This window comes from Enterococcus sp. AZ167 (assembly GCF_051714025.1).
In the GTDB taxonomy this organism is placed as follows: Bacteria; Bacillota; Bacilli; order Lactobacillales; family Enterococcaceae; genus Enterococcus_D; species Enterococcus_D casseliflavus.
In genome coordinates, this window is sequence record NZ_JBIORB010000001.1 from 1661309 (window position 1) to 1685529 (window position 24221).

22 protein-coding genes are annotated in these 24221 nt (G+C 41.6%); 3 read left to right on the forward strand and 19 right to left on the reverse strand.

Annotated elements, in window-relative coordinates; genetic code table 11:
* Window positions 1–75: 75 nt before the first annotated feature.
* Together IGJ05_RS07790 and IGJ05_RS07795 are read right to left on the reverse strand one after the other, a co-directional pair.
* The gene (locus IGJ05_RS07790; RefSeq protein ID WP_005225213.1) at window positions 76–456 is read right to left on the reverse strand and encodes a DUF7006 family protein; all 381 of its coding nucleotides are present in this window, start codon (window positions 454–456) and stop codon (window positions 76–78) included.
* A 485-nt stretch (window positions 457–941) separates the two neighbouring features.
* A complete protein-coding gene (locus IGJ05_RS07795; protein ID WP_081116778.1) occupies window positions 942–2435 on the reverse strand; it encodes a helix-turn-helix domain-containing protein in 1494 nt (497 codons plus the stop codon).
* A 531-nt stretch (window positions 2436–2966) separates the two neighbouring features.
* Between IGJ05_RS07795 and IGJ05_RS07800 the strand changes: the two genes are divergently transcribed.
* The gene (locus tag IGJ05_RS07800) at window positions 2967–3401 is read left to right on the forward strand and encodes a hypothetical protein (protein WP_005225210.1); all 435 of its coding nucleotides are present in this window, start codon (window positions 2967–2969) and stop codon (window positions 3399–3401) included.
* Window positions 3402–3504: 103 nt separating this feature from the next.
* Here IGJ05_RS07800 and IGJ05_RS07805 read toward each other — a convergent pair whose 3' ends face one another.
* Window positions 3505–5976 (reverse strand): MucBP domain-containing protein, encoded by a 2472-nt coding sequence (locus IGJ05_RS07805; RefSeq protein WP_081116779.1) that lies wholly within the window; start codon window positions 5974–5976, stop codon window positions 3505–3507.
* Window positions 5977–6371: 395 nt separating this feature from the next.
* Entirely contained in the window at window positions 6372–6845 is a 474-nt protein-coding gene (locus IGJ05_RS07810; RefSeq protein ID WP_010747557.1) for a DUF1456 family protein, read from the reverse strand.
* A 259-nt stretch (window positions 6846–7104) separates the two neighbouring features.
* On the opposite strand from IGJ05_RS07810, the gene IGJ05_RS07815 reads away from it, so the two are divergent.
* Window positions 7105–7554 (forward strand): DUF305 domain-containing protein, encoded by a 450-nt coding sequence (locus IGJ05_RS07815; protein WP_005225207.1) that lies wholly within the window; start codon window positions 7105–7107, stop codon window positions 7552–7554.
* A 132-nt stretch (window positions 7555–7686) separates the two neighbouring features.
* Here IGJ05_RS07815 and hisIE read toward each other — a convergent pair whose 3' ends face one another.
* The 8 genes from hisIE to hisG all read right to left on the reverse strand — a co-directional run bounded on the left by hisIE (window position 7687) and on the right by hisG (window position 14999).
* Window positions 7687–8319, reverse strand: a complete 633-nt coding sequence (hisIE, locus tag IGJ05_RS07820) for a bifunctional phosphoribosyl-AMP cyclohydrolase/phosphoribosyl-ATP diphosphatase HisIE (protein ID WP_010747556.1) — start codon at window positions 8317–8319, stop codon at window positions 7687–7689.
* A gap of 38 nt (window positions 8320–8357) precedes the next feature.
* Window positions 8358–9116, reverse strand: a complete 759-nt coding sequence (gene hisF, locus IGJ05_RS07825; RefSeq protein ID WP_005225205.1) for an imidazole glycerol phosphate synthase subunit HisF — start codon at window positions 9114–9116, stop codon at window positions 8358–8360.
* Entirely contained in the window at window positions 9113–9832 is a 720-nt protein-coding gene (gene hisA / locus IGJ05_RS07830) for a 1-(5-phosphoribosyl)-5-[(5-phosphoribosylamino)methylideneamino]imidazole-4-carboxamide isomerase (protein ID WP_015509107.1), read from the reverse strand. Before hisA ends, hisF begins: the two co-directional genes overlap by 4 nt.
* Entirely contained in the window at window positions 9829–10452 is a 624-nt protein-coding gene (gene hisH, locus IGJ05_RS07835) for an imidazole glycerol phosphate synthase subunit HisH (RefSeq protein ID WP_060792980.1), read from the reverse strand. Before hisH ends, hisA begins: the two co-directional genes overlap by 4 nt.
* Before the next feature lie 65 nt (window positions 10453–10517).
* Complete coding sequence (gene hisB / locus IGJ05_RS07840) at window positions 10518–11111, reverse strand: imidazoleglycerol-phosphate dehydratase HisB (protein WP_266166774.1); 594 nt, start codon at window positions 11109–11111, stop codon at window positions 10518–10520.
* Complete coding sequence (hisC, locus tag IGJ05_RS07845) at window positions 11108–12166, reverse strand: histidinol-phosphate transaminase (RefSeq protein ID WP_060792981.1); 1059 nt, start codon at window positions 12164–12166, stop codon at window positions 11108–11110. The genes hisB and hisC overlap by 4 nt, the downstream gene beginning before the upstream one ends.
* Window positions 12163–13443: a histidinol dehydrogenase gene (gene hisD, locus IGJ05_RS07850; RefSeq protein ID WP_081091763.1), complete on the reverse strand. Its 1281-nt coding sequence runs from the start codon at window positions 13441–13443 to the stop codon at window positions 12163–12165. The genes hisC and hisD overlap by 4 nt, the downstream gene beginning before the upstream one ends.
* Window positions 13440–14999 carry an ATP phosphoribosyltransferase gene (gene hisG, locus IGJ05_RS07855; protein WP_010747551.1) on the reverse strand — a complete coding sequence of 520 codons (1560 nt, stop codon included), beginning with the start codon at window positions 14997–14999 and terminating at the stop codon, window positions 13440–13442. Before hisG ends, hisD begins: the two co-directional genes overlap by 4 nt.
* A gap of 513 nt (window positions 15000–15512) precedes the next feature.
* Between hisG and IGJ05_RS07860 the strand changes: the two genes are divergently transcribed.
* Window positions 15513–16151 (forward strand): CPBP family glutamic-type intramembrane protease, encoded by a 639-nt coding sequence (locus IGJ05_RS07860; RefSeq protein WP_015509102.1) that lies wholly within the window; start codon window positions 15513–15515, stop codon window positions 16149–16151.
* A 157-nt stretch (window positions 16152–16308) separates the two neighbouring features.
* On the opposite strand, the gene IGJ05_RS07865 is transcribed toward IGJ05_RS07860, so the two are convergent.
* The 7 genes from IGJ05_RS07865 to IGJ05_RS07895 form a co-directional block, all read right to left on the reverse strand.
* On the reverse strand, window positions 16309–16473 hold the full coding sequence (locus IGJ05_RS07865; protein ID WP_016610470.1) for a hypothetical protein: 165 nt from the start codon (window positions 16471–16473) through the stop codon (window positions 16309–16311).
* A 118-nt stretch (window positions 16474–16591) separates the two neighbouring features.
* Window positions 16592–17434, reverse strand: coding sequence for a Cof-type HAD-IIB family hydrolase (locus IGJ05_RS07870; protein WP_015509100.1), 843 nt, complete (start codon window positions 17432–17434; stop codon window positions 16592–16594).
* Between the two features lie 239 nt (window positions 17435–17673).
* Window positions 17674–18057, reverse strand: a complete 384-nt coding sequence (locus IGJ05_RS07875) for a DUF7006 family protein (RefSeq protein WP_010747547.1) — start codon at window positions 18055–18057, stop codon at window positions 17674–17676.
* 578 nt (window positions 18058–18635) lie between these two features.
* On the reverse strand, window positions 18636–19292 hold the full coding sequence (locus IGJ05_RS07880; protein ID WP_081116780.1) for an HAD family hydrolase: 657 nt from the start codon (window positions 19290–19292) through the stop codon (window positions 18636–18638).
* Between the two features lie 266 nt (window positions 19293–19558).
* On the reverse strand, window positions 19559–20173 hold the full coding sequence (locus IGJ05_RS07885) for a hypothetical protein (RefSeq protein ID WP_005225192.1): 615 nt from the start codon (window positions 20171–20173) through the stop codon (window positions 19559–19561).
* Window positions 20174–20405: 232 nt separating this feature from the next.
* Window positions 20406–21671, reverse strand: a complete 1266-nt coding sequence (locus IGJ05_RS07890; RefSeq protein ID WP_060793031.1) for a CapA family protein — start codon at window positions 21669–21671, stop codon at window positions 20406–20408.
* Between the two features lie 436 nt (window positions 21672–22107).
* A complete protein-coding gene (locus IGJ05_RS07895) occupies window positions 22108–24210 on the reverse strand; it encodes a BglG family transcription antiterminator (protein WP_081116781.1) in 2103 nt (700 codons plus the stop codon).
* Between the last annotated feature and the right edge of the window lie 11 nt (window positions 24211–24221).

Sequence of the window (24221 nt, forward strand, 5' to 3'; positions counted from 1 at the left end):
AAACCTTAATGAAAGGCTCCTTTCAAACTTCCTATAACACTTTTTCCTCACGAATGATCTTTGTTGTTACTTCAACTACTCCACGGAAAAATGCAATGAATGGGGCGTAGGCGCGATCAATGTCAGCCCACATCTTTCTTTAAAATAGGTTTTGCTATCTTGTTTCGCCACTTGCAAAATTTCTGCCTCAGCAAAAGGGACCACATTGTCACTCCCCCGCAATTCACTGCATTCCAAAATAATCAAAATCTCTGCTTCTAATGTATTGATTCTCGCATACTGTTCAAAAAAGTTTTCGTGATTGATTTCTTGGATCGCTCGTTTGATTTCGAAGCAATTGGCAAGAATCTTTTCTTTGAGTTCTGGAAACTCTTCCTTGAAAAAAAGCCGCTCCGTTTCTTCCATGTAGAAGTTTAAATATTCTTCCATTGAATGGATCTTAAATGCTGACTCCATCTTTAGTCCTCCTGTTCTATTGATTGGTGAATCTTATGTAAAATCCTGTTTATGTGTTTATCGTTGGAACGAATACGTCGATGCGTACTCTATGGAAATATTGAAAGGAAATCGACCTTTAGGCTGAAATCACTAGCATTACGTTAAATAGAGGATTCGAACACTCTTTCTTACCTTCGCTTTTTCGTAAAACGTTTCTGTTGACCGAGATCTTTATGCCTGCATTATTACATGTTTTTTAGGAAAGGAGACGCCAATCATTTGTTTGTTAGAAGCAAATAAAGTCCTGTTAGATACCTTCGGGTTGGATCGTATCAATTTTAGTTTCATAAAAGTAAACAAGCCCAATAGCCGATTGAGCGATTGACAAACTACATAGGAAATCTGAGAAACGCTGTGCAAAACTTTTCGCTTCCTACTAAAAAAAGGGAGGATTCTCTGGTTTTGAGAATCCTCCTTTTTTTCATACTGTGAAATCCACAGTTTTACGTATGTTTTTGACTAAACTCATTCTGGAACTTTTCAACTGCTTCAATCAGTTCAAGCCAGCGATCCCCCGTTGGAAAACTATTCCATTTAAAAAATTGGACGTTGGGATTTTGGTCAATAAAAGCTTGCCGATTGACGGGATAATCTGTCACGACAAAATCGGGATTTTCGGAAACAAATGAAAGTGTGTACCCAAACCAGCGCTTCAATCGTTCCTTTTGTCTGATTTCTTGGATTTTTCCGAATTTTGATTCGTGAAAAATACGAACCGTAGAACGATCAATTTTCGCTACCAGAGAAAGAAGCATACTATATTGAAAAAGCAAGCGATTGTTCGCTTCATACATGGTTGAAAAAATTGGTGATTGTTGCGCTAACGATTCGTACATCTCCTGAACAAACGGAAAAATCTTAGAAAAGACACGGCGATAATCTTTGTCCGTGGTGCTTTTTCCAAAGGCATCGATCTTATTTTTCGATGCAAAAAGAAGCGAAACCGAATGAATATTCAAGGCATTGACCAACAGATAATCAATATTGCTTTCAGAAACGAGAAAAACTTTCTGAGCGTTTTCCGCAAATAGCCTTGCTGCAGCGATTGCTCGTGGAGAAAAATGATCCCCAATTGTTAACTGACTAGGAATCTCTTCAGGTAAGTACGTCATCATGACAGAAAACATATAATACAAGAAGAGAAATTCTGTTTCTGGAAGCCCATTTAGAATCAAATTGTCTCTTAGCAATGGCTTGATCAGCTCTTCTTTAAATTCTTCAAAGGAAATCGTCAGATGCCTCATCTCCCTCATCTCTTGAGGAATCTCTTTTACAGGAAAGCCTCTTTTAAAACGATAAATACTTAACGCCAACAATTGAACAAATTTCTCCTGATCAATCCCGCGATAAAAACTGGGATAACTTGTCAACTTTTTCTTCAATGTACTGACACTTTGTTTCGTCAATCCACTATAACGCACGTTCGTTGCATCATAGATCTGCCAATACATGATGTGGAAAAAATGCCGAATGCGGTATTCTTCGCCCACAAAAAGCGGTTTTCTTTTTAGGTTCAATCGAATGTGATAATTTTCAAGAATCGTTTCTACTTCCTTTAGTTTTCTTTGAACCGTGCGATTGCTGACATAATGTTGTTGGGCGGTTTCTTCCAGCGACACATACTTATCACTAAAGAGTCTGTCTAAAATTTGAAATGGCATGCTTTCTTCTAGCATGACCGAATAAAGCTTAGACAAAAGAAAATTCGGCGCAAAATAAAGCGTCATCTCTCTACCTTCATGCAACGCAATCTCAAAATAAGGATACGCCGTTTGCAAATCGAGTGCTCGCTCAAAAACTAAGACGATTCGTCGTTTTGATAAGTTTGTCTTTTCAGCAAGAACATTTAGTTTTTCACGCTCCACAGCCTGCTCAAAAAAATGCGCAAACAATTCATAAACATCTTGGTCTAATTTAGTTAAAAGAAATTTATACATAATAATACCTCTTAACTTTATTTTTAAGGTAATTATACTCCTTTCACGATCTATTTTCATTCAGTGTGTATTCATTGACTACTTATTTCATTTTATAAGAAGCTGTCTCTGAAACTATCACCTTCTGAATCATTTAGGATAAGCAAAATCATGGCTACAACTACTTAGAACTACGAGTTACTACGTCTGGAGAACATTGCTCTTTCTAACAGCTAGTTTAAGACGACAAAACAGTCCAAAGCGCTATTTATCAAAAAATTATTTTATAATAATAAAAGTAAAAAACCGTATATTTTGCTACGATAATAAGAGAGTCGGTTTTTAGGAGTATTTACAATCGAAGAGTTAGGTAGCCTTTGAGCATTTCAACAATTCCAAAAGCTTTTACTTTCTATCAATTACGCTTATATAAAGTTGAAAATTAGTACAGTTATTTTTAAAGTATCTTCGCCATAATCAAGCTAACTTCTTACATTAATTAAAAAGAATGGGGGGACAGGTGTTCATGCTTCGCTGAATGAACTGAAATCAATGAAAATATCAAAAAAAATAGTATGGTCAAGTGTTGCTAGTATTCTCGTTCCAATTTTAATAAGTCTCGCTGTCTTTGTCTCCCCTAGTAATAAACCTGGGATCGTTGTCTCAAATGACTTTGGAAAGATCACAGTTCCGTTGCGAATAAGTAGAATCTATTTAACTCAAACAAACACTGTCTTCTATCAGCCTGAAATACGCTCAGCCAAAACAGTTCTGGAGGAGGCGAATTTATTAGGAGAAAGCACACTTTCGATAAAAATCGGTGAGGAAGAAAAAGAAATTGTTTCTTATATTGATGCCAATGTTAAGAACTTCTCTCTAGAACTAAACGTGGAAGACTATGACAAAACAACAGGAAAATTAGTCTTGACTATTGCCTATCGTGATGGCTTGAATGATGAATTCAAGAACGTAACATTCGAAAGATAACTGATAAAAACCTATATTCTCGCTCATATTTAAATAGGGTTAAACAAAGAGTATCCAGAAAACAATCAATTCTGGATACTCTTTCCTCTCTATTGAAAAGCTTTTAATTTTCAGTTTTTCTTTTTCGTCTCAAAATTACTACGAAAGAAAACAGAACAGTGATGACTCCCAAAAAGCCCATGATTCGTTGACCTGTAAGTTGTTCTCCTGTTGCAGGCAACTTATTTTTTGATTTGGTTTGTGTGTTTGTTTGCTTGCTGTTATTTCCTGAGCTATTCCCGTTCTCTTCGTCCGGCGTCTTGTTTTCTGATTCTGGTGTATCTTTTCCTGAATCTTCTCCCGGTTCATTCTCTTTATCAGCACTGTAAACATAAATAACTTCTTGGACGGCATCACTGAAGGTACCTTTTGCATTTTTAGGCGTCTTTGAAACCCGCCAGCCAGATATTTCTTTGGCGTTGCTTTCATAAGACAAGCCAACTTTTCCATTAAGGATCGTTGGTTCAGCTAATTGATTTCCTTCCATGTCTTCATATCTTACGATAACCAGTGCTGCATCACTACGTTCATAAACATAGGTAACTTCTTGCGCATTTTCACTATAAGTCCCATTAGCGTTAGTTGGCATTTGGGAAACGTACCAGCCTGGGATGGCTTTAGCTTTACTTGTATAAGGTAAACCTATTTTGCCACTCAATACCGTCGGTGCAGATAGTTGATTCCCTTCTGTATCTTCATACTTGACCGTCACTGGCGCTGCATCACTACGTTCATAGACATAAATGACTTCTTGTGCCGTTTCGCTAAATGTACCTGTAGCATTGCTTGGCGTTTGAGCTACAAACCAGCCTGGGATCGCTTTGGCTTCACTTTCATATGGCAACCCTATTTTGCCATTCATTACGGTTGGTGCTGCCAATTCATTGCCTTCTGTATCTTCATACTTCACAGTAACTGGCGCTGCATCACTACGCTCATAGACATAAACGACTTCTTGTACCGTTTCGCTGTAAGTCCCGTTAGCGTTAGTTGGTGTTTGAGAAACGTACCAGCCATTGATTGCTTTAGCTTCACTTGTATATGGCAGACCTATTTTGCCACTTAATACCGTCGGTGCAGATAGTTGATTCCCTTCTGTATCTTCATACTTGACAGTAACTGGCGCTGCATCGCTACGTTCATAGACATAAACGACTTCTTGCGCGACATCACTGAAGGTCCCTATCCTATCCCCTTGGATCTCTTTCAGTGTATAGCCTGAGATATCCTTTTCTTCCGTAGTAAAGGGGTCGCCTACATACCCTGATAAAGTGACATTTGGTGCAAGCGTCTGTCCGTTTTCGTCAAGATACTTGACCGTAACATCTTCTGCAGTATTCACATACTTCACAGGTACTTGATAATTCACTAAATATTGAATGGTACCTGTACTAGCAGCTCTCTCGGTGGATAAACGATTAGGAACCAGAGAAGTGATTGACAAATAGTCAACATTGGCGGGAATATTTTTAAATTGAATCCCTTCTTCAGTCAGTTCAAACCCATCATTTTCATATAAGGGAAAGATATAGCCATTTTTATCTATCCCCCGAATCGAATAAGAATACTTTTTGTTGGACAAAGAAGAGAGCAACGCATTTCCTTGGGTATCAACCATCATACGGTCTTTATAAAGAACATCAGATTGGCCATCTTTTACTAGCATTGGCTCTAATAGTATTTTCTCCTGAGTCATAATAGATAGTTGGGAATTTTGATGGTGTTCTGGAGATAGCTCTAACTTAGAAAAATCCGTCATGCTACTTGCATAGACCGTCAGATAATCTGTTACCCATCCACTAAGATATTGACCAACCCCAATTAATTCTTGGGCTGTCAAATAGGCATCATAATTTCCTATGTGGATATTTGAAAAAGATCCTTTTGGAAGAACGTGTGCTAGTACATTAGGACGGGTAAACAATGTTGCATTTTCCGCCATAGTGATTTGGGGAACATTCGTAGCAATAATAGACGTCGTGTATAACGCTTGCAAGTTGCTAGCGTATTCTAAACCAGTAAAATCGACTACTGTGTCTTTGACTAAAGAAGAAAAATCTAACTGTTTTAGATTCACCATATCTTCTTGAGTGATCGTATCAACTGTTTTGTTTAGCCCTTTCGCTACCTCATTTTGCAAATTCTTATCCGGCATCCAAGCGTCTAATGAAACGCTTCGATTAGAGAATGCCTCTTTCATTTCCGCTGATGATTCAGTTGCCGAGCTAGCTGTGTCTTTACTTGAATCAGGGAGGTTTTTTTCTGTACTTTCCGTCGAGCCACTTTTCTCATCATCATTAACCACTTCTTGCGATTCTGAGTTACTTGTGGTGTCACCGTTGATTTCTTCTTTTATACGAGAAGAATCGACTGTTTCAGTAGTCTCCTCCACTTTTTCTAATGTTCCTAATGTCGTGATTTCTTTGTTTGATGGAATGGTTTCCTGTTCCTCAGCCATAACTTGTGCCAAAGGTGCCAACACAGGCTGACTTAACAAGATCGCCAATGACAAATAGCCCCAAAATTTCCTTTTCATAACATTCTCCTTTTATATTCGTTTAAATACGATACGCTTTCCTATCTTTCACCTATCGACAAACTTCCCCTTCTGATGATGGTGACGACTTGTTAATTACAATCTTTAGACACAGGATACCCCTGTTCATTTTGATAGTATTACATGGTTCATCATTCTGAACACGTCAACATTTGTATCAGAAATGACCAAACTTGTCAGGTTTTAACAAACAGGTTATTCAAGCAAACAGATCGCTCACTTCACCTGCTCCTTCATGCTCCAAGCTTGGCCTCAGTTAGCGTTATAATCACTGATTTAAATTGTTTTTTTTAATTTACACACAAAAAAAGAGACACATAACATGCATCTCTTTGGGCGGCCCATTGTAAGTTCAGCCTATTATTGATTTTTTACTAGTTATCCCGATACTCGATCGTCAATCCTTTTAAAAAGTTGCGGGCATATTTGTCTAAACATGGTTTGTAATTGCGATGGCCTTCTTTTCGTAAAATGGCGCCTAATTCACCTTTTGAAACTTTAACTCCCGCTTGCTCGAAAATGTCCAGCATTTCATCTGTTGTTAGGGAAAGGGCGATTTTTATTTTCTTCAGCATCAAATTATTTACATTGCCATTGTTCAACTCTAGGACAGGTTCTGCAGCATCTGGCTTTGTTCCTCGTTGCGAGCGAATCAAACCATTTAAGAAACGCTCAAAGGCTTCATTGGTACACTCAATCTCGTAGGTCTCAGGATCTTTTTTCTTCAATAATTGTCTTACTTCTTCTTTTGTGAAAGAAGCGCCGCCAAGTTCAAAAATTTTCACCATGTCGGTATCCTTGATATCCAAAGCATAGCGTAAACGCGTCAAGCGATCATTGTGATTCATTCTATACACCATCCATTTCTTAGGTTGATTATAACAAATAAACCTAGACGAGTAATCCCGTTTTCGCTTTTTTACTCTAAGAACCCATTTGTTTTCGTTCAAATGTATATCGCTTCTCTCATTCTACTTCCTCCGCTATACTTGATTTAGGGAGTAAATTTATTCTAACAAAACAATAAACGAAAAAAAGCATCTGTTCCGATGATGTTTTGGATTGCTTTATTGTTTTTATTTTGTACACAAAAAGGAGAGGAAAGAAATGAAGAAATACGGGAAATTTTTGGTAATGATTGGGGTATCGACGGTGATTATGTTTTGTATGATGTATTTCAATGTCTACGCCCTCGATCATATCTTTTTCAGCCAAACCCGCCTATTTATGGCACTAATGATGGGCGCGATGATGGCGATCATCATGCTGTTATTTATGTGGAAGATGTATGACAACAAGAAAATGAATATCGGAATTTTAGTTGTCAGTGTTGTACTCTTTTTTGGTTCACTGTTTATGGTCAGAAGCCAAACCGCCGTGGGAGATACGGCCTGGATGAAAGCCATGATTCCCCATCATTCGATTGCGATTCTAACCAGTAAAAATGCCGATTTGTCTGATCCAAGAGTAAAAGAACTTGCAGAAAAAATCATTGACGCACAGGAAAAAGAAATCAAAGAAATGAAAGAATTGATCGAAGAGTTGGAAAACAAATAGCCAGTTTGTGTGCTCACTCAAAGTACCAGCAGATCAACTTTATCGCCACGGTTGCGAAGCCCTTCAAACAATGGCTGAAGGGCTTCTTTTTTTATCGTCAGTTGCTTTCTTTCTACTGAAAACCCCTGACCGTTATTGCATCCGTTCTTGTTTGACTTTCTTATCCACAACATGACGCTTGGCAAGCTCTTGGCGAATAGCCGCTAAATCAATCCCCATTTCTGCCATTAAAACCAATGTATGATACGCCAAATCAGCAATCTCATAAACGGTTTCTTGGCGGTCTTCCTTCATCGCCCCAATCACGACCTCGGTTGCTTCCTCGCCGATTTTTTTTAAGATTTTCTCACTGCCTTTTTCAAACAAGTAGCTGGTATAGCTGCCTTCTTGCGGCGTATCTTTACGACCTTTTATCAGCTCATACAACGCATCGATGGTCGGAGAGGATTCTGTACCATAAAGCACCTCTGTAAAGCAGCTTTCTGTGCCTGTATGGCAAGCAGGTCCGTCTTTTTTTACTTTGGCGACTAAAGCATCTTGATCGCAATCTGCGGTCAATGATACTAAATGCTGGTAATTGCCGCTGGTTTCTCCTTTGCGCCACAATTCTTGGCGACTGCGGGAATAAAAGGTCATCAATCGGTCTTTCAAGGTCAAGGTCAAACTTTCTTGGTTCATATAAGCCAAGGTCAAAACTTCATTCGTTTCCACATCCTGCACGATCACTGGAACCAATCCTTGTTCATCAAATCGTACTTGCACCATGTTATCCACTCCTTCTATTGCCTATCAAAACGCCAACGCTATACGATTCGTACGGGAATATCGACGGCCTGTAATTGTTTTTTCAGTTCTGGGATTTTTACCTCGCCATAGTGAAAAATCGAGGCCGCCAACCCTGCTTCAATATTTGGCAATTGAAACAGCTCGATAAAATCGGCACTTTTGCCAGCACCACCCGATGCGACGATCGGTAATTTGGTGATTTCGCTGACAGCTTTCAGCAAGTCTAAATCAAACCCCTGCTTCACGCCATCGGTATCCATGCTGTTGATGACTAGTTCACCAGCACCTAACTGCTCAGCTTGGCGAATCCACGCCAATGCTTCTAAGCCTGTATCTTCCCGTCCGCCTTTGGCAAACACATGCCAGTTCTCACCGACACGGCGAACATCAACGGATAAAACAACGCACTGGCTGCCATAGCGTTTCGCGCCTTCTGCAATCAACTCTGGTCTGCGAAGTGCCCCCGAATTGACGCTGACTTTGTCGGCGCCACAGTTTAAGACTCGTTCAAAATCTGCTACTTGATTGATGCCACCGCCCACCGTCAAAGGAATAAACACTTCTGACGCCACGCGCTGCAAAATGTCCGTGAATAAGCCGCGTTCTTCTGCAGAAGCAGTAATGTCATAAAAAACCAGCTCATCGGCACCTTGTTCATTGTAAAAGCGCGCCAAAGTCACTGGATCATTGACATCTTTTAAGCCAGCAAAATTGACCCCTTTCACGACTCGCCCATCTCGCACATCAAGGCAAGGAATGATTCGTTTGGCGATCATGCTTCTGCCTCCCCTGCTGCTAAGACATCCGCCAATTGGAGACTGCCGTTATATAAGGATTTCCCAACGATCACGCCAGAGATGCCCAACTGTTTTAATCCTTTAATATCTGCCAATGAAGCCACGCCGCCAGAAGCCACGATGTCGCAATCCAATTGATTGAGTTTTTCGTATAGCGGCAGATTGATGCCTTCTCCTGTACCGTCACGTGAGATTTCGGTAAAGATGATCGTTTGCGCGCCCCATTCCACCAATTGTTGGCAAAAAGTAAACGCGTCTGTTGCCGTTTTCTCGAGCCAGCCTTCCACGGCCACTTTTTCTTCCTTGGCATCGACCCCAATCGCGATCTTATTGCCGTATTTCTTAAGCATCGCTTTTGTGAATGCTGGGTCTTTCTGGGCAATCGTGCCGAGGATCACCCGATGAACGCCTGCTGCCAAACAATGCTGGATCGTTTCTTCCTCACGAATCCCGCCGCCAACTTCGACAAACAGATTGGTTTGCTGGACGATTTTTTTTGCGACATCAAAGTAATGGAGTTTGCCAGCTTTGGCACCATCTAAGTCGACGAGGTGCAGATAGTTGGCACCTTCTTCTTCAAATGAACGAGCAAATGCCACTGGATCATCCCCAAACACTTCTTTTTGCTCATAGTCTCCTTGGTACAAACGGACCACTTTTTGATCTAACAGATCAATTGCTGGAAAAATTTTCATAGCGGCACCTCCGTAAATGCTTTTAAAATCTTCAACCCGACAGCCCCACTTTTTTCTGGGTGGAACTGAGTACCGAAGACATTGTCTTTTTGCACGATACCGGGAATTGCTAGACCATAGTCACTGTCTGCTATGACATACTCTTGGCAATCAGTAGCAAAATAACTGTGGACATAGTAGACAAAGTCTTGTTCCCCTAGCCCGCTGACTAGAGGACTTTCCTTTCTGACAGTCAGCCGATTCCAACCAATCTGCGGCACTTTCAGATTCAGTTTGGCTTCTTCAAAGGCGCTTTGCATGGAAACGATCCGTCCTGGAATCAAACCGAGCCCCGCATGTGTGCCAAACTCCTCACTACTATCAAACAACAGCTGCATCCCTAAACAAATGCCTAAAAAGGGTTTGCCAGCTGCTGCCAATTCTTGGATCGGTTCGATCAGCGACAACTCTGCCAACTTTTGGCGGGCATCGCCAAAAGCGCCTACGCCAGGTAAAAGAATGCGGTCGGCAGCTTTTAATTCTGCTAGTGAACGCGTGATTTGGCAGTCAACACCCAAATAATCCAGCGAACGAGACAAGCTGAACAAATTGCCGACCCCATAGTCGATGATTGCTAACATAATACGCCCCTTTCCTTATCTCATCCATCTGTGTGGAAGATACGTAATCATTTTTCCCTCATGAATCACTGGATCGTCCCTTTGGTTGAAGGGATCTCATCTGGGGCTGCTTGATTGATCGCTACTGCTTCACCTAAGGCACGCCCAAAGCCTTTAAAACAAGTTTCCACAATGTGGTGGCTGTTTTTCCCAGCGATTTGATGGAGATGGATCGTAGCACCTAATTCACGGGCAAAAGCAATGAAAAATTCTTCAACCAATTCTGTATCAAACTGCTGCCCGATTTTTTCGCTCGGTATCGCCAACTCTACGATTGCCATGCCACGACCGCTAATATCGATCGCTGTCATGACTAAGGCTTCGTCCATCGGCAGCAGCATACTGCCATAGCGTTTGATGCCTCGTCGCTCCCCAAGACTTTCTGAAAACGCTCGGCCAATGGCGATGGCTACGTCTTCTGTTGTGTGATGGGCATCTACTTCTGTATCACCATCACAGACCAACGTCAAATCAAAGCGACCGTGGCGGACAAATAATTCCAGCATGTGGTCTAAAAACCCCACACCAGTCTTGATTGATTGCTGACCAGTACCATCGATCGTCAACTGCAGGTGGATCTTGGTTTCAGTCGTATTGCGGGTAACTTCTGCTTTTCTCATTCCTTCACCTCTTCTATGATCGTTGTTAACACCGTCATCAATCGTTCCATCTGGGCCCTCGTTCCTACCGTGATCCGTAAATACTCTTTGATGCGGGGCTGATTAAACCAGCGGACGAAGATTTTCTGCTCTTTCAGTGCCTGATACAACTCTTCACCAGCAATCGCAGGGTGCCTTGCAAACAAAAAATTTCCTTGGCTGTCGGTCTGCTCAAAGCCGAGTTTCGCTAGGGCTTGCTTGCTCCACTCACGCACGTGGATCGTTGCTTGGATCTTCTCATCGACATACGCTTGTTCTTGCAAAACGGCTGCACCAGCGGCTTGGGTCAAACTATTGACATTGTAAGGATTCAAGCTAAATTTCAACCGATTCAAGTCTTGGATCAGTCCTTCATTGGCAACCGCAAAGCCTAGGCGTGCCCCTGCCAGCTGCCGAGATTTCGAAAACGTCCCCACGACCAAGAGATTTGGGTATTGATCGATCAAAGAAACCATTGAAGAGCCGCCAAAATCGATATAGGCCTCATCGACAATCACTAAGCGATCGGGATGCCGTTTTAGAAAGGCACAAATTTCGCTTTGTTCTTGATAAACCCCAGTCGGCGCATTGGGATTGGCAAAAATAACGGTCCCTTTGAGCGAATCGTAGTCCGTTAACGCAATCGAGAAATCTTCTTGCAGCGGAACAACGGTGGCAGCGACTTGGTACAAGGCACCATACACTTGATAAAACCCATAGGTCACATCGGGAAAGGCGATGCCGTTTTCCGTGAAGCCTTGAAAGAGATAGGACAAGACTTCGTCACTGCCATTACCGAGAAACAGCTGGGCTGGTTTAACGCCAAGATAGGCAGCCAGAGGGGTTGTCACCACTTCAGCAGCAATATCCGAGTAACGATTCAGCTTGTGGGCGGCATCGGCAACCGCCGCTTGAACACTTGGCGCTGGCGGATAAGGACTTTCATTGGTGTTCAGTTTAATAACGGCTTGCTCGTCTACTTGTTCCCCTGGTGTATAAGGAGTCAGCTTGTGATACTTTTGATGTAAAAAGGTCATTTTTCTCCCTCTCTTCGTACATTGATCGAACGGGCATGGCCGATCAAGTCTTCGGTTTCTGCGAACAACGCTACGGCTGGACCAGCCGCCTTCATGGCTGCTTCTGGGTAATACAAGTAGCTGCTTTTCTTAATAAAATCATCCACTGATAACGGCGAGTAAAAACGGGCGGTCCCTTCTGTTGGTAGGGTATGATTTGGTCCAGCAAAATAATCTCCCAGCACTTCTGGTGTATGATGTCCTAAAAAAACACTACCCGCATTTTCTACTTGTCCCAACAAAGCAAAAGGATCTGCCACTGCTAATTCAAGGTGTTCTGGGGCGATTTGATTGGCAATGGTAAGTGCTTCAGTCAAATCATTGACCAGAATCAGCTTTCCGCTAGATTCAAGCGCTGCAGCAGCAATGTCTTTGCGGGGCAGTTGCTTCAGTTGCAAGTCAAGCTCTACTTGGACTTGTTCAATCAAGGCTGCTTCTGTTGTGACTAAGATGGCTTGCGCTAAGATATCATGCTCGGCTTGTGCCAAAAGATCCGCTGCCAGCCAGCGCGGATTTGCGCTGGCATCGGCGATGATCAGCACATCGCTGGGCCCTGCGATCATATCGATATCAACTTCGCCGTACACCATTTTTTTCGCTGTGGCGACATAAATATTTCCTGGTCCCACGATTTTGTCGACTTTGGGAATCGTTTCTGTCCCATAAGCCAATGCCGCTACGCCATGGGCACCACCGACTTTGTAGATTTCATCCACTCCAGCAACGGAAGCTGCCGCTAAGATAGCAGCTGGAACTTTTCCTTGGCTGTCCGTCGGTGTGATCATAACGATTTTTTTGACCCCGGCGATTTTTGCGGGCAGGACATCCATCAAAACCGTACTAGGATAAGCTGCTGTTCCGCCAGGAACGTAGACCCCGACTTTTGCTAGTGGCAAGACCCGCTGTCCCATCACAACGCCATTTTCCTTCGTCAAGACAAAGCCTTGCTGGACTTGCTTTTGATGAAATGCCAAAATGTTTTCCTTCGCCTGTTCCATCACCTCAAGCAGCTCAGGGGAGACGGCTTGGACAGCCGTTTCAACCTCCTCAAGACTGACGGTTAAGGAAGACAAGGTCACTTGATCGATTTCTTCAATTAATTGAAACAACGCCTGATCTCCTTGCTGCTGAACACGGGCAATGATTTGGGCGACAATGGTTGAAACATCCTTCGTTTCCGACTGTTTCCTTGCCACAATCGTTTCGATCGTATCTTTTTGGGTCGAAAAAATTCTCATAATTGCTCCCTCACCTTCTCAATCACTGTTTGAATGCGTTCTTGCTTGAAACGCCACGTGGCGTGGTTGATCACTAAACGCGCTGAAGACGGCGCGATGTCTTGGATCACTTCTAAATCATTTTCTTTTAGTGTCGTCCCCGTTTCGACGATGTCAACGATCACATCGGATAGACCTAACAAAGGAGCCAATTCAATGGATCCATGCAGTTGGATCAATTCCACCGAGCGACCTAACCCTTGATAAAACTGACGGGTGATCTGCGGATATTTTGTGGAGACCCGCAGCGGGCGGGAGAAATCTTCCTCGAAATCCGTACGCGCCGCTACTGCCAAACGGCAGACCCCCATATGCAAATCAAGAAATTCGATGACTTCTGCCTTGCTTTCCATTAAAATATCTTTGCCTACGACACCGATATCCGCCACTCCGTGCTCCACATAGATCGCCACATCGCTAGGCTTGACTAAGAAAAAGCGCAGCTTGTTTTCTTCATCACAAAAAATTAGTTGGCGATTGTCTTTGAAGACGCCTTGCGCAGCGACTCCAGCTTTCGTGAATAAATCGTAGACGGCATCCCCCATGCGGCCTTTAGGTAGCGCAATGTTCAAATAGCCTGAACTTTCGTTGTCAGTCGGCACCTTTTGCCCTACATGGTTGAGCTTCATACCAAACCCGATCGCCCCTTGCTCTTTGCCTTGCCGACTCATCAAGCGATCATAACGGCCGCCATATAAAATCGTCTCTCTTGCTTCTTCGATGAATCCTTGAAACAGCAAGCCACTGTAATAATCGGCATCATTTAAAATTGAAAAATCCAGCCTTATCCGAATGGAAGCTGACAGTTGTTCTTTTTGCAATGCTTGATACAGTTGTTTTAGTTCTGCTAAACCAGCTTGTGCTTGGGGATACTCTGCCAGCAGCTCTTTGGCCTTTTGATACTTGGTTTCAAAATCACCTGACAAACGTACCAGTTTCGCCAATTTTTCAGCTTCTGTTGCTGACAAGCCAGCTTTTTCAGTCAGTGCATCCATGCCATGGGAACTCTTGTCCCGCAGGCAGTGCAGTACCTTTTGTCGATCCGCTTCGGGGAAGCGTTGGCAGATGCCATCCAAAATCCCCATATGAGACAGATCCAAGGTCCCTTTTCCCACCTGAGCCAAACTTTCCCAAGCCAGTTTTACAACCTCCAGTTGATCTTCCCATGTGATTTGGTCAATGAGCTCCAAACCGATTTGATCGATCTTTTGGTATTCCCCTGCTTGACGATCCTGTCGATAGACATCCTCCACATAATACACTCTGCGCGCTTCTCCAGAAGGTGTATTTTTGGCAATCGACAAGGTGACATCGGGTTTTAGCGCCATCGTCCTGCCATCCGTGCCTGTAAACGTGATGATGGAAGAACCACGCAAGAACTGATCATTTTGCTGATAGTTGCGATACTCTTCAAAATTGTTCGAGTGATAAGGTGAAAAATGATGCTGCGTATACAATTTTCTTAATTTCAGTTCGACTTGTTCGGCTGGTTTTAATACATTCCATAACTCTTCCACACTTATCACTCCTATTTCATGCCACCGATTCGGCTTTCTCACTGTTAAAGGCTCGCTTTATCATCGATTCACCATCAGTTTTTCTAATAATACTAATGGTTTTGCCATAAATAAGCAATGGTATTTTTCGAAATATTCTGGAATTTTTAGTCGATTTCAAGAGAACATAGCGATGTCGTTTCTTTGTTGACGATTATTCCATCGAATCTGGAAGTCAGTTTTCCTTTCTTAATGAAGTAACTTAGTACTTGTGCATCCTCCATCACTTAGTTGCTCAACCATAAAAAAGTCCGAAATATACGACCATCTTGTTTCAGAAACTCGTTATCGATTACTCTATCTTTTGTACCCTACAAAGAATTGGCGCAAATGAAGCGATGATATGAAAATCACCCAAAACGTTCATTGTTGTACTTATCGCTTATATTACGGCACAAAAAGCACACAGCAGAAGAATCAGAGAAAACAGCTAAATAGTACATGCTCTATAGCTTAATAAGGAGAGAAAAGTAAATGAACAAACTTATAGGAAAACAAATCTCATGGAACCACGCTTTACTAGGAACAGTCCTCGCAGGTATCGGTTTGGTCGGTCTTTTGTATGCCCCTGCCATCGTCAGCATCTTCTCATTGTCGATTGCCAGCTATTGGGCATTACGGCTAGTTTACGGTAAAGAAGCAGTCAAGCAGCTCTTTGGGAAACCCATCGCGCCAGTGAAGACGATCAGCAAGTATTTTCTTTTAAACATCCTGATCAGCTTCCTCGTTTCTCTCGTTTTGCAATACGGACTAAAGTGGGATCTTCATGGAAATCCAGTGAACGAAGGCTTTCAATGGTTGACTCTGCTCGTTATTCCAATCATGTTACTTGGAGAAGAACTCTTTTCCATCTTCTTTTTAGCGATTTTTTCTAGTAAATGTACCTTGCCAGTTGCCAGCATCCTTTCCGCGATCATCTTTGGCTTGGTTCATTACAGCACTTATGATAACGGCAATGTTTTCCATACCTTGGTCCATATTCTTTTCATTCAAGGGGTGGCGCGCTTGCTATTTAACCAAGCTGCCATCAAGAGCAACTCGATCCTGACTAGTTGGGGCACACATGTCTTGTTCGACCTGTTTGCTATTTTAGTGGCTTATCTGACTGCTTGAGAAAAACGAAAAAGACTGATTCAATTGAAATCAGTCTTTTTTGATACAACAACTAGTTACCTGAGTATCCCTCCCTGAAAAGAAGCATTGATCGCTTTTGTGCCTTTCACGAGGTTGGGTGTTTGTTCTATTCGCTGTGTTTCATAAGAAAATGTCCTTACTTTTTAAAGGGATCCTCTTTTACTTTCTCACAAATTTCTGCTTCACTGTACACCTTCATCAGCCGCTTGACTTCGCCTTCGATATTAAAACGCAAGGCTTCTGTCGCCTTCAGGTTTTTCAATGCTTGTTCAAGATAACAAAGAAAAGTCGTTTCCTTCATTTTAACTCAGCCTCCTTGTCAATCGTTGGTTTTACAGGTCACTTTAACAACGTCGCGCAACTCCTGATCAATCTCTCTAGAAAGCAGAAGGATTGTGCAGACGTTTGCTTCTTAGTGGTTACACCAGACCGTGCTTTTGGAGTGCTTGCGCAATCCCGCCGTCTTCTGGTCGAGCCGTCACCTCGTCAGCTACTGCCAATAGCTGTTCACAGGCATTGCCCATCGCAATTCCCGTCGCAACAGCTTCAAACATTTCGACATCATTATGGCCGTCACCAAACGCCAAGGTATCTTTGTTATCGATCCCTAGATGGTTCAAGAGAAAATCGATGGCTGTTTTCTTGTGGATATTCTTGATGCCGATCTCGCCACTGTCCTTGCCAAAAACAGGTACCGTACTGCGAATCATTTGGAATTGTTCGTGGTATTGGTCATGGACCTGTTCATAAGGAATGGAATGATTGATGAAGGAAACTTTGTTCACGTCATCGTAATCGATTTTCGCTTCGTCCTCGATCAATAAATCAAGGAACCACTGAATAGTTTGAACACGTTGTTTTCCTGCTTCACTTTCAACAGGCTCACCTGCTAAGACGATCTCAATCAACCGATTTCGTAAATTGGTACTTGCAAATAATCCTTGATTCGATTCCAAGTAATACTCGATTTGGTTTGCTTTTAAGAAATCGATCAGTCTTAATAAGGCTTCCTTTTCAAAAACTTTGTGCAAAATCACCTCATCGTGCACCTCGCAATAACCGCCTCCAGCACCAATCATTCCACTTAAAGGCAGTGCCAGTACATCTTCTGTGATTTCGGCTTTTGAACGACCCGTACACAAGAAAAACTCATGCCCCTTCTTATGTGCCGCTGTGATCGCTTGGCGAGCACTTTCTGGTACGTTTCCCGCATCATCGCACAATGTTCCATCTACATCTAAAAAGATAATTTTCTTCGTCATTTCATTCCCTCTTTCCTAACCCAATCAATAAAGCGCTCACATGAACATATTTGCTGAATCCAAGATGTCACCATCAGCCGCTTGCTATTAGTATAACAAATCACAAGATAACCTCGCTAGACTATTTTACTGACTCATACATAAACACGCTCTCGTTTTTTCTCGATGCCCTTTATCCTTGATGATCGTCAAATGGCTTTCATTTGATCACTTTTAAGGTGACTTATCCTTTGCGTAGCTTACTCTTCACTTAAATAAATCAATCCCCATTTAGGTAGTTGGTTAGTTGCATGGCCCGTAAGCTCGCGATAATAGTACCGTTTGTCATGCTTGATCATACTGATAATTTCCTCTTCCTTCATCCCCAGCTCTTGACATAGGTCAGTTTTGGTATTGGTCACAAGTTCCAGTAGAATTTGGATCTGTGCGTCCACAGCCAGAAGCGCTCGAAAGGTATCAAATAAGTTCTTTGTTCGATCATAGTAAATGTCTTCGAAGTCAACACAAAGTTCCTGATAATAAGTAAAAAGTTTCGGATAGGCTGTCAGTACCCCAGCGCTTAACAATACTTCCTTTGAATAAGACAGATAATCCTTCGGGTCATTTATTTTTTCTGATAACACAGAATCACTCCTTTCCATCCATGGCTTTTCTTCAATGATAGCATTGATCCCTCGTTTGATCGTAATGATTTCCTTCTTCGTTAATCGCCCCTACATCCCTTCACATAAAACAAAGGCTTTATCTTCTAGTATTTCAAATCACATGAAATCCTTGGGTGGCATCCCGTTCTGCGCTCACCTCCAATGCATGATCTAAGGAAATCAGTTACTCTCATTATAGTTTTTTGTTGCTCCAAGCTTATAATTCCTTTTTGCTCTAGCAGAGGAATAAGAGAGAAAAATCCAGCGTACCCGCATTGCTTTATCTAAGAAGAAAGATCAAAAGGAATTTATTTGCAGTGATTTTCCGATGATTACGCGATCAACCAAAAGAACGAATGGAAATGAATACCTTTATTCAATGCTGTGGCGCCTTCATTCTCACGACAGCACAAAAAACCAATGATCGCTGGTTTCGATCATTGGTCAAAGTTCTCAAATTGCATGTTGTAAAAGGACGATCTGTCCTTTCTTTTTGGATCATGCCAAGATATAAGCGAGGCTAAAACGTCCTCTTACACTGTGAGCACAAAAAAGGATCATGCATATAGAAAATCTAAAATCTCACGTGGCGCATCTACCAAAGCATCTGGGTTTTCTTCAGAAAGCTTTTTCGGATCGTGGCTGCCCCACGTAACGGCGATCGTTTTGACACCCGCGGCTTTTCCCATTTGGATATCAAAAATAGCATCTCCTATCATGATCGTCTTTGTCGGGTCAAATTGATAGTGTGACACGACTTTGTTGATTCCTTCGGGATGAGGTTTGTAGTGGGTCACCGCATCAGAGCCGATGATTTCTTCAAAGAACGCCACAAGGTCCTGAGCAGCTAAGTTTCGTTTGACGACCGCTGTCTTCTTACTTGAAACGACGAAACAAGGTACCTTTCGTTTATTTAAGATTTCTAAGACATGGGGAATTTCTGGAAATACTTTCAAGGTACTTTCTTCATAGGTTTGGTAATAGGCTCGGAAAATCCGAATCAATTCCGCTGCGGTTTCTTGATCTAATGGCTGTTCAGACATTTTAAAAAATGATTCTTCGATCGGTATTCCCATATAATGTTCAATGACTACTTCACTGGGTACTTTGAGTCCCATCTCTTTAAAAGCTGCTTTTGTCGCCTTCACACTACATTCTTTTGAATCCAATAAAGTTCCATCCAAATCAAATAGCACACATTCAACCTGCTTCACGATATTTCCTCCTCCAAAAGGTATTCCATCAATTTTCTACAAATGCTTTTTTCATTTACGCAGTATTTCTTTCCATTACTGATTATCTCTATTTTATCACTAAAAAAAAGCATTATCATATTTTTCCATAACCTTCTTCATTTATTGCTAATATACTTATATAAAAAAACGACTCGCTTTGAAAACAGAGTCGTTTCTACAAGATAGGCAAATTTACCTGAAGGCCTATTTGTCAGGCATAAAAGTTAAACCCATTTTCAGCTTTTTTACTGCAAGATATATCCTTTGCCCCAAGCGGTACGGACGCGTTTTTCAGTATAGTCGTATTCATCTAATTTCTCATTGATTCGTTTCGCCAAAATCGATAGCTGCGATTTTCGGGAATTCGTGCCGCCGTTGCCCCAAATTTTCCAGCAAAGGTCCTCTCGGTTGATAAATTGCTCTTCTGCTAGATTATTGAAAAAGATCTGTTCTTGCAGACTAAGAAATTTAGGGAACGATTCCTTCGTTACTGATGCCTTTTCTAACTTGCGAGTATTTGGTGGCAAAGCCGCCAAAAATTCTCTCAACTCGACAAATGACCGATTAAGATAGGTCGCATTTTCCGCTTTTTCCAGTATCATTTCTTGTTCGTCATTCCCTGGCAAGATTCGAACGATCCGCTGTTGATAATAAGGAGCCAATGTCTGATTGAGCAATAAAAATTCTGGATCAGCAATTGTTTCACTGACAAATAAACAGTCAAATAACTTGGCACTTTCTATCAACCATTCCTCCTCTTCGGTACTTCTGCCCACGAACACTTCATGGCTCAAAATCTGCAGCTCCCGCTGCAAATCAATCTCATATGATATGTTTTTCGTCAATATGATAATTCTCATGACACACCCTACTTTCCTTTCTTATTTATTCAGAAATGAGTTGGAAATGATTTCTGAATACTTTATGTTGACATTATTACTTATTTTTATCAGCTTGAGGTGTCATTTTTTGTTCATAAATGGTGATCTGGTGTCATGTTTTAAAAAATAGATTGACTTTCATTTCATGGTTCATACTCTTCGATAGCCAATAAAAAAGCAACCTGTTAGCCAGATTGCTTTCTTGTCCTCACTACTCCCACTTCAAATCCAACAGCTCCAGCATTTCATGGTAGGCGGTTTCGATCCGCTGGCGCTTTTCTTCAGGGACATTTTTGGCATATTGCCCATCTGGCAGATAATCTGCGGCAAGGTAAACTTGAAAATCAAAGGCCTGCAAGACGCCGTATTCTGGATCATAATAGGTACGATCAGGGATCGGTTCTTTGGAGACCCAAGTCGGATGCAAGGCAATCTTGCTTAAATAGGTCCGCTGCCCTTCTTTGGAGATTTCAACTTCTGGGATGACGCCTCGTTCGGTCCAATAGTTGTTATTGACGGTTTCATAACGTTGATTCGACAATAAGTTTCCCATTGAATAAATGATAAATTTCTTTTCCCCGTCCTTTTCGATGATTTCGGTTGGTTCTGCTACATGCGGATGGCCACCGAAGATAATATCAGCACCAAAATCGATCATCTTCCGATAAACAGTTTGTTGTTCTTCCGTTGGTTCTAAAGAATACTCGACACCAGACTGAGGCATCACGATGGTGATATCCGCCAAGCTTTCCGCTTCTTTGATCTCTGCTTCCACTTTATCTAACGACAAGTCTTTCAAATAGGTGTCATACTCTGCTTGAGTTAAGCTTTCTTCAAGGCCATTGAAGCCATAGGCATAGGCCAAGAGAGCAACTTTAATCCCGTTGACTTCTTTGACCAGGATTCCGCTATTGTCGACCGTGACACCAATCGTTGCCAAGCCTTGGTCGTGAAAAGCAGCCGCCGTTGTTTTGATTCCTTCGATCCCTGTATCTAAAATATGGTTATGGGCAAGATCGATCACATCAAAGCCCGCGTCTTTGATACTGGCAACAGCATCGATAGGGGCGTTGAATAAGGGAAAACCGCCAAGCGGTTTATTAGGATTGATGGTTCCTTCAAAATCACCTAAAGCAAGGTCCGCCGATGCAATCAGCGGTTTGACTTGCTCAAAATCATTGTCAAAATCATAACGCTTCCCATCGTAAGCGCTTAAATAAACAGGTGTATGATAAAGCATATCGCCACTAGCTGTCACTGTGATGGTTTTTACTGCTGGCTTTGTTTCGGTAGAACTACTCGTTTCTTGCATTGGCTTTGTTGCCTTTGTCGTTTCTGCTGTATGACGCTGTTCGGGGATGCTTGTCACTTGAATCACTAGATAAATCACTCCAAGTATGATTGCCAGCAACGCTGTACTTAACCCCACAATGATCCGCTGGTGTTTCTGACGCTCCCGTCTTCGTTGTTGTCTCATGCCCTCACCCTTTCACTCTGCTTTATCAAAAACCTATCTTCGTTTACGTTCTAACGAGATTCCCTGCTCCCTTTCCTGCGAACCTCACTAAATAATATCTTTTTATTAAATAATTATACTATATTTGAGATTCCTTTAATAGGTCGTTTTGTAAAGAATAAAAAAACAGCCCGATCGTGATCGAACTGTTTCTCCACTTCTATAGTAGCTGATTCCCGAATGCATCTTTCTTGTAGAACTGGACTAACCTCAAACGGCATAAATTAGTATCATTAGAGAATTCTTCCGCTGTTAACAGTTCTGAGTAACATCGCTTGCGTTCGGATGAACAGCAGCAAATGATGAAGGCAAATGACTCCCCTTCGCACGCTTCTCTCAATAAAGACCAAAGAGTATCTGTTTTATCCTATAAGACTTACAGTATTTTCGAAAAAATTTATACAACAGCAGTACGTAAAATCTCTGCAAACCATTGATAAACTGTTTCCGGACATTCATGTTTTTCTAATTCTCGAAAAAAATCTTTGGATTCAATAAGGGTAATAAACTGAGTCATCGCATTTAGATGCTGCTTGCTGTCTAATGCAGAAAGGGTAAAGATATACTTTACAGGAATCGTTCCCAAGACATATACTTCAGATTCTAACGTTGTCAATCCCATGCCAAGTTTTTTTGCACCTGCTTCAGGAACTGTATGCGGTAAGGCAACTTGATCGAATATCACCATATAAGCGCCTTCTGATCTGGTTTGTTGAATGATCGAATCGATGTAATTTCTAGTGATGATCTTTCTTTCAATCAATGGATTGGCTGCGAGATAAAAGGCCTCTTCCCATGTTCTGGCTTTTTTGTTTAATTGTATCAATTCTGGACGCATCATATCCAACAGCATTGCAGGTTCTTTTGACTTTTTCTCTTTTTGAGACATGATAGATGCCGTTGGCGAGCAGGTCTCTTGTACAAATTTCTCTAAATGATGCCGCAGAGCTGACTCACTAGTAACTGTTGAATATTGTTGAATAACCTGCATCAAGCCGTCGATCGTCACAGTATTGGGCTTGATGCTTGTACTGGTTTCGAATTTGACATCTAAAAACAACTGGGTTCGTTCCTCGTAAGACATGATCGGGTTTACTACAAAAATCGGCTTTTTTAACGGATAAAGTTGAAAGTTGGGTTTTGTCGTAAAAATGATATCGTATGACTGATCAAATGAATGCAGTTCGCTTGTTTCAATCGGTCCCAATAAGATAAAAGAGGGAAAGATTTCCTTTAATTCATTGTAAATGATTGCTGAGCTTCCAATACCATTTGGGCAGACAACGACCCCCACTTTTTGTTGCACCATATATTCTTCAGAATTTCTGATCAAAAGCGCAAAGTGCATGGTTAAAAAGGCTACTTCTTCATCTGGAAGCTTTGAATCAAAGCTATCACTGATTGGTCTCAAGGTTTCTTTTACGATCTGATAAAGGTCATTATATTTTTCAAAAATTTTATCCTGCATAGGGTTGATGATCGGTAATCGAAACAGCATTCGGAAATAGGTCGGTCGAAAATGACTATATAATTGCTTGATGACAGAGTGTTTATCCTTGAAACGAATACCTGAAAGCAATTCAAATCGCTCGACAATTCTTTCTACCAAGTCAATGATGACCAAATTTCCTTGAAGCCATTCCTTTTCATTCCCTAATGCCATTCCCAGTACCCACCCACAGAGATAGTTCTTTTCTATACTATTCATCACCCCTGCGTTTTCTAAAACTTCTTCAGCAAAGCGGTACTCCTTCATTTTTACTAACTCATGATCATTAGAAAAAGGTTTTAGATCAAATTCATTCAAGCCCATTCTTGGGTATAAAAAAATAAGGATATAGTTCAATTCAATCAACCTATTTTCAACTAACTCTATCGCATGTTTTTCTAAAAGAAGAGAAAGATAGGTGTCCTGCTCATCCGCCAATTGTATTCGTTCGTTATGAATAAAGTAACGGTAGATAAAATCATCGTCCTTGCTAGTTACATCTTCCAAAATCATTCGAAATAAAGCGTAACGAATCATCAGTTCATCACCTGCTAAGTGATACCCCTCTTTTCTCGAGTAACTGATTGAAATATCGTACCCCTGCAATTCCGCTTGTAATTTGCGCAGATCACTCATAAAGGTTGTTTTGCCGATTTTTAACGCATCTAAAAAATGGTTGACCGACAGATAGTCTTTCTCGTAGTAAAAGAGCGTCAAAAAGATATATTTTCCTCGTTCTTTTGAACTCATCTCATAATACTTAAACATACGCTCACGTAAAAATGACTCCAACAAATATTCCTTGCTTTTTTCAGGCAGTCGGATCACACTTTCCTTATTCACGCTAAGTGGTAGTTTTTGGGCAGATAGAAACTGGTTGATTTTATCAATGGTATACTCTATTTGAGTGCGGTTCATAGAATAATTCCGCTGAAGATAATCGTAACTGATGGTCGGTTTTTCAATCAGAGCCATCATCATCTTTCTCGTCCTATAGTCAATTTTCACCATCAATGTTCCCC